This is a genomic window from Lysinibacillus sp. FSL K6-1151 (genome assembly GCF_038630755.1).
GTDB lineage: Bacteria > Bacillota > Bacilli > Bacillales_A > Planococcaceae > Lysinibacillus > Lysinibacillus fusiformis_D.
Map to the genome: position 1 here is coordinate 3,411,625 of NZ_CP152040.1, position 12,577 is coordinate 3,424,201.

General features: G+C 38.9%; 10 protein-coding genes and 1 other annotated feature. All 10 genes read right to left on the reverse strand.

Annotation, left to right across the window (positions count from 1 at the left end; all coding sequences use genetic code 11):
- Positions 1 to 26: 26 nt before the first annotated feature.
- Positions 27 to 530, reverse strand: coding sequence for a translation initiation factor IF-3 (infC, locus tag MHI04_RS16365; protein ID WP_025114499.1), 504 nt, complete (start codon positions 528 to 530; stop codon positions 27 to 29).
- Positions 531 to 625: 95 nt separating this feature from the next.
- Positions 626 to 774, reverse strand: a sequence feature (ribosomal protein L20 leader region).
- A gap of 170 nt (positions 775 to 944) precedes the next feature.
- Positions 945 to 2,876 (reverse strand): threonine--tRNA ligase, encoded by a 1,932-nt coding sequence (thrS, locus tag MHI04_RS16370; RefSeq protein ID WP_340809320.1) that lies wholly within the window; start codon positions 2,874 to 2,876, stop codon positions 945 to 947.
- A 502-nt stretch (positions 2,877 to 3,378) separates the two neighbouring features.
- A complete protein-coding gene (gene dnaI, locus MHI04_RS16375) occupies positions 3,379 to 4,308 on the reverse strand; it encodes a primosomal protein DnaI (RefSeq protein ID WP_255358782.1) in 930 nt (309 codons plus the stop codon).
- A 27-nt stretch (positions 4,309 to 4,335) separates the two neighbouring features.
- Entirely contained in the window at positions 4,336 to 5,700 is a 1,365-nt protein-coding gene (locus tag MHI04_RS16380; protein WP_036118960.1) for a DnaD domain protein, read from the reverse strand.
- 16 nt (positions 5,701 to 5,716) lie between these two features.
- The gene (nrdR, locus tag MHI04_RS16385) at positions 5,717 to 6,187 is read right to left on the reverse strand and encodes a transcriptional regulator NrdR (protein WP_036118958.1); all 471 of its coding nucleotides are present in this window, start codon (positions 6,185 to 6,187) and stop codon (positions 5,717 to 5,719) included.
- 188 nt (positions 6,188 to 6,375) lie between these two features.
- Entirely contained in the window at positions 6,376 to 7,398 is a 1,023-nt protein-coding gene (locus MHI04_RS16390; RefSeq protein ID WP_036118955.1) for a glyceraldehyde-3-phosphate dehydrogenase, read from the reverse strand.
- 204 nt (positions 7,399 to 7,602) lie between these two features.
- Entirely contained in the window at positions 7,603 to 8,196 is a 594-nt protein-coding gene (gene coaE, locus MHI04_RS16395) for a dephospho-CoA kinase (protein ID WP_141904696.1), read from the reverse strand.
- A 13-nt stretch (positions 8,197 to 8,209) separates the two neighbouring features.
- Entirely contained in the window at positions 8,210 to 9,082 is an 873-nt protein-coding gene (gene mutM / locus MHI04_RS16400; RefSeq protein ID WP_036118952.1) for a bifunctional DNA-formamidopyrimidine glycosylase/DNA-(apurinic or apyrimidinic site) lyase, read from the reverse strand.
- 12 nt (positions 9,083 to 9,094) lie between these two features.
- A complete protein-coding gene (gene polA / locus MHI04_RS16405; RefSeq protein WP_036118950.1) occupies positions 9,095 to 11,722 on the reverse strand; it encodes a DNA polymerase I in 2,628 nt (875 codons plus the stop codon).
- Positions 11,723 to 12,008: 286 nt separating this feature from the next.
- Entirely contained in the window at positions 12,009 to 12,425 is a 417-nt protein-coding gene (locus MHI04_RS16410; protein ID WP_036118946.1) for a hypothetical protein, read from the reverse strand.
- Between the last annotated feature and the right edge of the window lie 152 nt (positions 12,426 to 12,577).

Consider the following 12,577-nt stretch of genomic DNA (forward strand, 5'->3'; position numbering starts at 1 on the left):
ATTCCTCCTAAACTGTTCGTCTAATATTATTTCTCGTTCTTTGGTTGAAGAACTAAGAACATGCTTCGGCCTTCCATCTTCGGTTTTTGTTCTACCGTTGATACTTCAGCACAAGCTTCAGCAAAACGATCTAACACACGTTGACCAATGTCCTTATGTGTAATCGCACGACCTTTGAAACGTAAGCTACATTTTACTTTATCGCCTTTTTCAAGGAATTTAATCGCATTACGTAACTTCGTTTGGAAATCATGCTCATCGATTGATGGGCTCAAACGAACCTCTTTCATGACGATGACCTTTTGATTTTTACGAATTTCACGGTCTTTCTTTTGCTGTTCAAACTTAAATTTACCATAGTCCATGATACGAGCGACTGGCGGCTTGGCTTGAGGGGCCACAAGGACAAGATCCAAGTTTACACGAGTGGCGATTTCTAGCGCTTCATTACGTGTCTTTACACCAAGCTGGTCACCATTGTGATCGATTAATCGAAGTTCACGTGCGCGAATGCCTTCGTTTACATACATGTCTTTGCTAATAGTAATCCACCTCCAAGTAGTTGTCGCGAATACATGGTTTGGGCAAAGTCTTGCCCGGTTGAACGGTACATCCTCTTGTCATGTCCATAAAAAAAGGACGGACATTTTTGAAGATGTCCGCCCGCTATATGTGCATGCGCAAGTCTACGCAAAACAATTCAACGTGTCATACCTGTTCACAGCCTTTAAAGCGTTGTATCAGGTGAGAAGCGGGCAGCCTCTACTTCAACCACAAACTTTGTATTCATTAACCTTAACTATATTAGCATGTATATGATAAGCTGTCAAATGTTTATTTTCTTATCACTACTAGCTTAGCCTAAATGCAAATGTTCTATACAAAAACAAGATTCATTTTACACAGAAACCCTCACTTTGGCAAGCGTACTTTATTATGAAAGCTTATTTTGTAATTTCGGCTTTTATAGTTGCTAGGAAATCCTCAAAGCTAATTGTTTCTGAATCTTTTGAGCCATAGCGTCGAACATTTACGCCATTCGCCTCTACTTCCTTGTCACCAATTACTAGCATATACGGAATCTTTTTCATTTGTGCTTCACGGATTTTATAGCCTAATTTCTCTTCACGATCATCCATTTCCACACGCAAGCCAGCTGCTGTTAATTGCTCTTCAATTTGTTTTGCATAGTCGAAGTGTGCTTCATTCGATACTGGAATAACTTCTACTTGTACTGGTGCTAACCAAGTTGGGAATGCCCCTTTGTATTCTTCAATTAAGAAGGCAACGAAACGTTCCATTGTTGATACAACTCCACGGTGAATAACAACTGGACGGTGTGGTTTTCCATCTTCCCCAACATACGTTAAGTCAAATCGCTCTGGTAATAAGAAGTCTAATTGAACTGTAGATAAAGTTTCTTCTTTACCAATCGCTGTTTTTACTTGAACGTCAAGTTTAGGACCATAGAATGCCGCTTCACCTTCTGCTTCGAAGTAATCTAAGCCAAGCTCATCCATTGCTTCTTTTAACATGCTTTGTGCTCTTTCCCACATTGCATCATCATCGAAGTATTTTTCAGTATCTGCTGGGTCGCGATAAGATAAACGGAATGAGTAATCATTTAAATCGAAATCTTTATAAACCTCTAAAATTAACTGTACTACTTTTTGGAACTCCGCTTTAATTTGATCTGGACGAACAAAAATATGTGCATCGTTTAAAGTCATTCCTCGTACACGTTGTAAACCTGAAACCGCTCCTGACATTTCATAACGGTGCATTGTACCAAGCTCTGCAATACGTAATGGTAGGTTACGATAAGAATGCATGCTGTTTTTGTATACCATCATATGGTGAGGACAGTTCATCGGACGCATAATTAATGTCTCGTTATCCATCTCCATTGGTGGGAAAATAGAATCTTGGTAATGATCCCAGTGACCCGAAGTTTGATAAAGCTCTTTCGAACCTAATACAGGTGTATAAACATGTTTATAACCTAGTGATAATTCTTTATCGACAATATAACGTTCAATAACACGACGAATTGTTGCACCATTTGGTAACCAAAGTGGTAAACCTTGACCTACTTTTTGAGAAGTTGTAAATAGTTCTAACTCTTTCCCGATTTTACGGTGATCACGTTCTTTTGCTTCTTCTAGCATTTGTAGGTGATGTTTTAATTCTTCTTTTTTGAAGAACGCTGTACCATAAATACGTTGTAGCATTTTGTTATCAGAGTTCCCTCTCCAATATGCACCTGCTAATGATAACAGCTTGAATTCACGTAGTTTCCCAGTTGATGGTACGTGAATACCACGGCAAAGATCGAAAAACTCGCCTTGATAATAAATAGATACTTGCTCATCTGCTGGAATGGCCTCAAGTAATTCTAATTTATATTCATCGCCAATCTCCTCATAGATTGCTTGTGCTTCGGCACGGCTTACATTTTTACGTTCTACTTCTAGGTTTTCAGCAATAATTTTTTTCATTTCTTTTTCAATTGCTGGCAAATCTTCAGCAGTAATTGGTGTTGGTGAGTCAATATCATAGTAGAAACCACCTTCAATGACTGGGCCAATACCAAGCTTCACATCTGGGAATAGACGTTTAATAGCTTGTGCTGTTAAATGGGCAGTAGAGTGACGTAAAATTTCAAGTGCTTCCACATCATCTTGTGTAATAATCGCAATTGTTGCATCCTCTTCAATTGGTGCTTTTAAATCTACTAACACACCATTGATTTTACCGGCATAAGCTTTTTTACGTAAGCCAGGGCTAATAGATAATGCTACATCATCAGTTGATGTACCTTTTGCAAATTCCTTTACAGCGCCATCTGGGAAAGTTAATTTAATCATTTCTGACATATTCTTTGCACTCCTTCATTTTGTTGAATACATAATGCTTGATGATTAGCTTGAGTCATTGTTTGTGTGACTTCGGCTTGAATTGAGCGGGGTCCTACTCGGTTAGAGTGGAGACATTACTTTCATGAGCTACTTCTTTCCTTTTATGAGCGGAGCCACCATTTCCCACAACGATTTCAATGAAATCTGAGACAAATAAAAAAGCCCCGTCCCTACGAAAGGGACGAAGCGTATGCTCGTGGTTCCACCCTTCTTCCTTCCGACTTATCCAAAGTCAGACGAAGCTCAAGGCTAGCTAACGGGCTAGGGACCGGCGAAAGATTATCCCTTTCGCTGCTCAGTAGGTAGTAAATGATGTGCTCACACTAGGAAGTTTTCAGCCAATGACTTCCCTCTCTATAAGCCGATACACAAAATTCATGTCCTCATCAATGCATATTGATATTAAGTATATGAGTCAGTATACGCTCGATTGTCGAAAAATGCAACTATCAATGCCATGTTACATTCTACGATTATTACCTCGCATTTCAATGGGCTCAGTCAAGGCTTTTATTCGTTCCATAATACGTCCTGCCTTTACAACCTCGATATCACCTTTTTGTGACTGTGCTAAATGATGCTCTAATTCATCGTAATTAAAATTAGATGTAATAAACGTTGGCAATTGCTCTGCCATACGATAATGGAAAATAGTTCCTAATATTTCATCTCGTGTCCAAGCCGTCATCGTTTCTGCGCCTAAATCGTCTAGCATTAAAACAGGAGCTTTTTTTATATAATCAATTTTCTCGTTCAAGGTATTGTCGCCAATGGCGTTTTTCATTTCTCGTAAAAACTCTGGAACAAAAACCACAACAGAGCGAATTTTAGTGGACGCTAATTCATTAGCTAGTGCTCCAAGTACAAAAGATTTCCCTACACCAAATTTACCGTATAAGTAAAAACCTTTTGAAGGTAATTGACCTGTTTCTTTTGTCATTTTTACAAATTGAGCTGCCTTTTGTGCAATTGTCACACGTGATTCATCATCAATACTTAAATCTTGAATAGTTGCTTGAAGCACGTCTTTTGGCATGTGCATACTGGCAATCATATTCGCAACATCTCGACGTTCTTCTTCTCTGATTTTTTGCTCACAGCGTACATAGTCCATTTCAATAGAATTCCGTACTACCCTTAATGTAGGAAGGAAGCCTTTTAAATAGTTTGTACAATGTTCCGTATTGTCACAGCCACAGCACTCAGTAGATTGACTAATAAACTCATGAAGCTTAGGTAAATTTCGCTCTATATTGTCATAGTTTAATTCATCTGCATGCTGAGCTAAGAATTCCTGCACACGTGGATGTTCTAAAATTTCACGTCGCATTGCTTCATAGCGTTCTTGAAACGAGGGTACATTAATTGCTCGTTTTAATGGTCCATTTATAGGTTCGATAGTTGTTCACCTTCTTTACTATTCACTTTTTCCTAGCATCTCTAATATTTTCTGTCGCTCTTTTTCAAAATCTATTGTGCTAGAAGTAGATTCCTCTTGTTTTTCATTCCGTTTATAGAACCATTCAGGCACTTTTTCTTCACGTTGCTGTCCTGAACGTCTTTTGTTTTGCTGATTCGTTTTACTTGTAGTCTGTGGCTTATTTTTCCAAGCCGTATATTTATCATGCTCTTGACGTGCAAGCTCCATAGCTTCCTTGGCTGTTTGAACATTTTTACGTACCCAGTGATCCGCAATCGTTTCCACATATTTTTTTGGCAGCTTCATATCTGTCGTTAGCATAACGTATTCTAACAAAGCATTGACCACTCCAATAGGCATACCATGCTGAACGATTAAATTTTCCGCTAGCTGGACAGAAGTTTGCAAAGGCTCTTTTCCATTATTAATATCACGTAACACTTGTACAGGTGCTGTCGTTTCTAAATAGTGTTGGAGCTCTTGATCCTTCGTTTTTTGCCCTGCTTCTGCTGCTGGTAATGGTTCAGTTACCCGTGCTAATTTTGGCGGCTCCTTTGACACGGTTAATTTATAAAAATCGGCAGCGGCCTTACGTAAACGTTCCTGGGAAATTCCTAAATCATCATCCAAAGCAAGAATCACAACTTTTTGCATATCAAGGGCCGTTAAATGATATAAAAACGCCAGTTTTGCTATCGCTTCACGTACTTCTAATGTCAGCAAATTGGAAGGTACCAATTGCTCTGACAAACCTGCTTGTAATAGCTCAAAATCAAATTGCTCCAAATAAAAAGGATATACTTTCGGTTGTTTATCCTTATGACTCGTATCTACTTGTATATCTGCTGGAATATTAGCGTGAACAGGCTTAAAGACATCAATAAAGGCACGGGACACATCCTTAAGCTCCGTATCCTTTATTGGTGACATAAAGCGCTGACGTAAATTTCGATAGGCCTGTTCGCCAATTTTGCTAAACAAAAACATCGACAGCAACGGGTCTTTCATAAAGCTATCTGCATCTAGTGGGCGCTGTAGCTCATATAAAAAACTACGCTCACCAGCATTTTCCTTTTTCCATGTACGCAGCAAACCAATTGCCTCTAGTGCAATACGAGCTTCAAACACTTTACCAATGGGCAATCCAAGCACATTCATTAAATAATAATGTGTCATTTGTTGTTTTGGCATTTGCTCTGCTTCCGCCCATAATGTTAAATAAAGGCTGATTGGCTCTGAACCCGTTAATGGTTGATAAAATAATGTAACTAATTGACGCTCCTGTGTAGAAAATGCATGAGGTAGACGAATGTCGAAAGGATCGCCAGGCTGCAATTCCTTATATAAATGAATCAACGTCATTCATCCTCTCTGTTTGCTATAATTTCTTCTCCGTCTGACGTTGAATAATGTCCTTTATTTCCTCAATAAAGACATTGATATCTTTAAACTGACGGTAAACCGATGCAAAACGCACATAAGCGACCTCATCGATTTTGGCTAGGCGGTCCATTACCATTTCACCAACATCTTCTGAACGTACTTCTGAATTTCCAATACGGCGAAGATCCTTTTCAATTGACAGGACAAGCTCCTCCAGTACATCAAGCGCCACTGGACGTTTTTCACAAGCACGAATAAGCCCACGAAGTACCTTCTCACGGCTAAACTCCTCTCGTGAACCTTCCTTTTTCACTACAACTAATGGTGTTTCTTCAATCTTTTCAAACGTTGTAAAACGGAAGCCACATGACTCACATTCACGACGTCTACGAATTTCTTTGTTATCATCTACTGGCCTCGAATCCACAACACGCGTTCCGTTAAATTGGCAAGATGGACATCTCATATAATTACTCTCCTGATTTACAACATTTTAATATTTCTATTATAACAAATTTCCTACATGTAAGAAAAGTGCATTCATGTTTGTGTGCTCATGATAAACCTAAAGAACCTAAAGCACAAGGAAAGTTTCTCCAAAAAAAGAGCACATTGAAACCATGTCGATTTCAATGTGCTCTCTATAAAAAATTATTACGCGTTTACTGTCTCTAAAGCATTCGCCACTTTTTTCACAAGGTCTACAACACGTGCAGAGTAGCCCCACTCGTTGTCATACCAAGCAAGTACTTTCACTTTGCGATTGCCTAAAACCATTGTAGAAAGTCCATCAACTGTTGAAGAGTAAGTAGTTGTATTGTAATCAGCAGATACTAATGGTTCTACTGAGAAGTTGAGAATGCCCTTCATTGGCCCCTCTGTTGCAGCTTTTACGAATGCTGCATTGACAGAGTCAACTGTGACATCCGTATTTAAATCTACTACAAGGTCTACTAAAGATACGTTTGGTGTAGGAACGCGAAGTGCCATACCATGAATTTTACCTTCTAATTCAGGTAAAACTAATTTCAATGCTTTTGCAGCACCTGTAGATGTTGGAATAATAGATTGTGCGCAGCCGCGTGCACGACGTAAATCTTTATGTGGATTGTCTAAGTTCTTTTGGTCGTTTGTATATGCATGAACCGTTGTCATTAAGCCATTTTCAATGCCAAATGTGTCATTCAATACTTTTGCAACTGGCGCTAAGCAGTTTGTTGTACAAGAAGCATTTGAAATAACATCATGTTTCGCAATATCGAGTTTGTCATCATTTACACCTAAAACAATTGTGACATCTTCGTTTTTACCAGGTGCTGTTAGGATTACTTTTTTTGCCCCAGCCTCTAAGTGCATAGCTGCTTTATCACGCTCATTAAATTTACCAGTAGCTTCAATAACAATATCTACACCCATTTCAGCCCAAGGTAATTTTAATGGATCACGTTCACTAATAATTTGAACACGTTTACCATTTACAACTAAAGCATCGCCTGCTGGTTCTACCGTACCCTCAAATGTTCCGTGATTTGTGTCATACTTAATCAAATGTGCTAACGTTTCTGCTGGATAGCTTGCATTAATTGCAACGATGTTTAAACCTTGTTGTACGATAGCCTGGCGGAAAACCATACGTCCGATACGCCCGAAACCATTAATAGCAATTGATACTGTCATTTATAATATCCTCCCGTGAGTACAAACTCAAATTAATTAATTATATACTTTATGGTGATTAGTATAACACAATTTTAAAAAAGATGAACATTATATATTGAGAATATAAAAGTTCTTATTTTCTGAAAAATTATTCTTTATTATGGCATTTTCCCATAAAAAAATGCGCAGCAAGATTGGCTTGCTACGCACCTGATTGACCAATTAAATAACACCCCAATAGCGCAGGATTTTTATTAATTGTTCCTCTGTGTTTTCTATATTCTCATTATTATAAATGACCGCATGTGCACCTTTTTCTTTGACAGACATCGGTAGCTGCGAGTGCATACGCGCCAATGCATCCTCTTTCGATAAATGATTGCGTTCCATTAAGCGACGGAGCTGAACTTCTTCACTGACTGATACCACAATGATACGCTCTACAAAATGCTGCAGCTTACTTTCAAATAACAATGGAATGTCCATTACCACATGCTCATGTCCTGCCTCTAAATAGGCATCGCGCTGACGTAGCATTTCTTTGCGAATAGCTGGATGCATAATATCATTTAATATTTTGCGCTTAGCAGGCTCATGGAAAATGATATCCCCAAGCATTGTTCGATTTAAATGGCCATCCTCAAGCAAAATGGCTTGTCCGAAGCTTTCAGCAATGAATGCTAAAGTCTCTGTTCCTGGTTCTACAACATCTCGTGCTACAACATCTGCATCGACAATCGGTAACCCCAGTTCGATCATCATTTTTGCTACTGTACTTTTTCCGCTTGCAATACTCCCTGTAAGTCCGATAATCATCGTTAAATCCCCTTTAATGTTGACAATTTGGGCAATAAACTGAGGTACGCCCACCAATCGTCATTTGACTTGTTGCCATTTCACATACTGGACATAGCTTTTTCCCATACATTTGCAGTCGATTTTGCATACTCCCAGCTTCCCCATTAATATTTCGATAGTCGGATATCGTTGAACCGCCTGCTTCAATGCTTTGACGTAGGACAGTAACAATTTCCTTGAATAATGCCCGCTTCCGCTTTTCACTGATGCGGTTCATTTTGCGTGCTGGGTGAATTTTCTGAGCAAACAATGCCTCTGTAGCATAAATATTGCCACAGCCCGATATGACTTGCCCATCCATAATCACTTCTTTTACCGCCTTATTTTCATATTTCGGTAATTTAGATTTTGCTATAAAAAAGTCACATGCATGCTCATCAAATGGCTCTGGGGCCATTTTTGTTAATGGCGCATGATCTTCAATTTTTGTTAGAAAGCGAAGTTCGCCAAAGCGGCGAATATCCGAATAAATCAAGTATCCTCCATCAGCCATTTTAAATGTGGCATGAATATGCTTTTGGAATTTTGCCTCATGGATTTCTTCTGGTGAATTGACAACAAACCAGGCACCTGTCATGCCTAAATGACTGACAAGGACATATGGAACATCATCCCTCAGCAAATGAAAGAAAATGTATTTCGCTCGTCGTTCAATTTTGGTAATGGTCATCTGGGACATCGTTATTTCAAAAGCATCAGGCTCTGCTTGTTTTACAATACATTGTTTCCCTTCACTAAAAGAGAAATGTACTCTTTCAGATAGTTGAACCTGTTGAATGGTGCGTCCTTCAATCTTTGGTTTCAATGCCTGGACGACACCTTCCACCTCTGGTAATTCAGGCATTTGAATCCCTCCTTATTTTGCCTCGTACCATGTCGAGCCATGGTTAAAATCTACTTTGAGCGGTACTGAAAGCTCAATAGCATTTTCCATTACCTCTGGTACAATTTTTTCTAGCAATGCAATTTCTTCCTGAGGTGCTTCAAAGATCAATTCATCATGCACTTGAAGAAGTAGCTTTGCCTGCATTTTTTCTTTTTTCAATCGAGCATCCATATCGATCATCGCTTTTTTTATAATATCCGCAGCACTTCCCTGAATCGGCGTATTCATCGCAGTACGCTCTGCAAAGCTTCTTAAATTAAAGTTGGAGCTTGTAATGTCTGGTAAATAGCGACGTCTATTTAAAATCGTTGTGACATAACCATTAAATTTCGCATTTTGCACAATATCATCCATATACTGTTTCACACCGGGGAAACTTGCGAAATACTTTTCAATAAACGTGGCTGCTTCCTTACGTGTAATATCTAAGTTTTGTGAAAGGCCATAATCACTAATACCATAGACAATACCAAAGTTAACAGCCTTCGCTGCACGACGCATATTGCTATCAACCTCTTCTTCGGCTACATGGAATACATCCATAGCAGTACGTGTATGAACATCCATCCCTTCACGGAAGGCCTCTACAAGGTTTTTATCTTCCGACATATGTGCAAGCACTCGCAATTCAATTTGTGAGTAGTCAGCAGAAAACAGAATCCACCCCTCTTTTGATGGGACAAATGCTTGACGGATTTTGCGACCCTCTTCTAAACGAATCGGGATATTCTGCAAATTTGGATCAGTGGAGCTTAAACGCCCTGTCGCCGTTAATGCTTGTTGGAAGCGTGTATGGACCTTGCTATCTGATTCATGGATTTCCTTTAATAAGCCTTCAATATATGTGGATTGTAATTTTCCAAGCTGGCGATACAACAGAATATGTTTGATGATAGCATGCTCTGACTGTAATTTTTCCAGTACATCAGCCGCTGTTGAATAGCCCGTTTTGGTCTTTTTAATGACAGGTAACCCTAGCTTATCGAATAAAATAACACCTAATTGTTTAGGGGAATTAATATTAAAGGTTTCTCCAGCTTCCGCATAAATTTCTTGCTCAATCACTATCAGCTTATCATTAAGCTCTTGACCCATTTTCTCTAACGTAGCACGGTTAACAGTAATCCCTTCACTTTCCATCTCGCCCAAAATCCCTGCCAATGGTAGCTCTAGGTTTTTATAAAGTTCAAATTGTTCATTCTCTTTTAATAAGGTTGCTAACTTTGGCTGTAATGACCACACAGCAAAGGCTTTACGGCTAACATGCTGTGCAAGTTGATCCATGTCAGGAATTGCACGCTTAGCTCCCTTTCCATAAACCGTCTCATCTGCTTGAACATCATAGTAACCTAATTCCTTCGCAAGTGTTGCTACATCATCCCCGCTTAATCCAGGATTATTAATATAAGAGGCTAGTAGCAGATCAAAGTCAACGCCTGCCAATTGAATACCTACTCGCTTTAATGCCGCTTGAGCTGCCTTTGAATCGGACATATACTTTATTTTTGTGGCATCTTCTAGCCAGCGACGGAGCGCATCCGATTTTGCTGCAATATCAAATGGAATATATTGCGTCTTTGTTCCATCTGACAACGCAATTCCTAGTAGCTGACAAGTGTGATAATGCTCATTTTCCAGTTCAACATGGACAGCCATTACATCTAGTAAATCCTCTGGTTGCACTTCTTCGGCTAGTACATAATCGAAAGGTGCTTGCTCTTCTTCCTGCATTGTAAAATCACTTTTATCAAGGAGTGATTTAAAGCCAAGCTCACGCCAGACATTGATTAATTCTTCTTCATTTGGTCCGTTATAGGCGAGGTCAGCAAGTGAAATCGTAATAGGGGCTTCTGTATAGATCGTTGCCAGCTTCTTACTCATGATAGCCTGCTCTTCATTAGCCACCAGCTTTTCCTTCATTTTAGAAGCTTTCAATGTATCCATCGCCTCATAAAGTGCCTCAACGGAGCCATGCTCTTTCAATAATTTAACAGCGGTCTTTTCACCAACACCTGGCACACCAGGAATATTATCGGAGGCATCCCCCATTAAACCTTTCATATCGATAATTTGTAGCGGTGATAAACCGTATTTTTCTGCAATAAAGGCAGGTGTATTTTTCTCAATTTCTGTTATGCCTTTTTTCGTAATATAAACGGTTACTTGCTCTGTCGCCAGCTGCGTTAAATCGCGGTCTCCCGTTACGATGATGACATCCATATCTTGTGACGAAGCCTCTTTAGCAAGCGTCCCAATAATATCATCCGCTTCATATAATTCTTGCTCATATTGCTTAATACCATAGGCATCTATAAGCTTTCGTAAATAAGGGAACTGCTCTGATAGTTCTGGTGGTGTCTTTTGTCGCCCACCTTTATATTCCGTGAAAGTTTCATGGCGAAACGTAGTTTTTCCTGCATCAAAGGCCACCAATATTTTCGTTGGCTGTTCTTCCTCTAATATTCTTTGTAGCATTGTTGTAAAGCCGTATACAGCATTAGTATGAATACCACTATCATTCGTTAACAATGGCAACGCAAAAAACGCGCGATACGCTAAACTATTACCGTCCAATAATAGTAATTTTTCTTTGGTCATGATTTTATCCTCCTGCGTTGTCTTCTACTTCCCTCTACTTTATCATAACAATGCATTTCAAGTAAAAAAAGCAGACGGTCATCCGCAAGATTATCCGCTACCTTCGAGGTGCTAACCGTCACTTTCGGCACGCTATCCATCACATTTGTGGTTTTATCCATCACTTCTGCATCTCGATCCATAGCAAAAAGCCAACCGCTCAATGCGATTGGCTTTATTAATACATCATCAAACCGTTAAAAGGTTATAATCTGGGTCCATCTGAAATTTCAATATTCGATAGCTGTTATTGATTGGATGTACGATAAAAAATTTCTTCATATATGACGGTTAATATAAATGCATTCATAAAGGCAATCACTAGAAATAATGGCATACCACCTAATTGTGGCTGTGTCAACTCTTGACTAAATACCATTACCATACTGATTTGTGCCAAAAAGAAAATAAAGCCGATCCCTACTTGCCAAATAGGACGCTGAATCTTACGTTTTTCATACCAAAACAATTTTTTAAACAAATTTCTTACATCCGCTGCAATAATAATACTCATTAAAAAGATACAAACAAAAAAGACTGGTATATGATAAACACTTTTCGTCACCCAGGAAAATTCAGATAGGCGAAAGAAGAGTGTCAATAACGATGCTATACTACAAGCGATCCCTAAATTTTGGAGCCATGTGCTAATTTTTAATTTCAAAGCTCTTACCCCCAACTATTCATTTTAAACATTTTCATTCTATCAAATTATAGTAGATTGGGGAATATAAAATTATAAATTTCTATTATTTTCATAAAATAACAATCCAAATAAATAGATAATTATAATTCTGTAGCAATAAAAAAGACGCC

Bases quoted from the DNA above. Each gene is read 5' to 3' on its own strand.
- MHI04_RS16390 (WP_036118955.1), bottom strand. From the start codon at position 7,398: ATGACAGTATCAATTGCTATTAATGGTTTCGGGCGTATCGGACGTATG.
- thrS (WP_340809320.1), bottom strand. From the start codon at position 2,876: ATGTCAGAAATGATTAAATTAACTTTCCCAGATGGCGCTGTAAAGGAA.
- infC (WP_025114499.1), bottom strand. From the start codon at position 530: ATGTATGTAAACGAAGGCATTCGCGCACGTGAACTTCGATTAATCGAT.
- nrdR (WP_036118958.1), bottom strand. From the start codon at position 6,187: ATGAGATGTCCATCTTGCCAATTTAACGGAACGCGTGTTGTGGATTCG.
- polA (WP_036118950.1), bottom strand. From the start codon at position 11,722: ATGACCAAAGAAAAATTACTATTATTGGACGGTAATAGTTTAGCGTAT.
- coaE (WP_141904696.1), bottom strand. From the start codon at position 8,196: ATGATTATCGGACTTACAGGGAGTATTGCAAGCGGAAAAAGTACAGTA.
- MHI04_RS16380 (WP_036118960.1), bottom strand. From the start codon at position 5,700: ATGACGTTGATTCATTTATATAAGGAATTGCAGCCTGGCGATCCTTTC.
- mutM (WP_036118952.1), bottom strand. From the start codon at position 9,082: ATGCCTGAATTACCAGAGGTGGAAGGTGTCGTCCAGGCATTGAAACCA.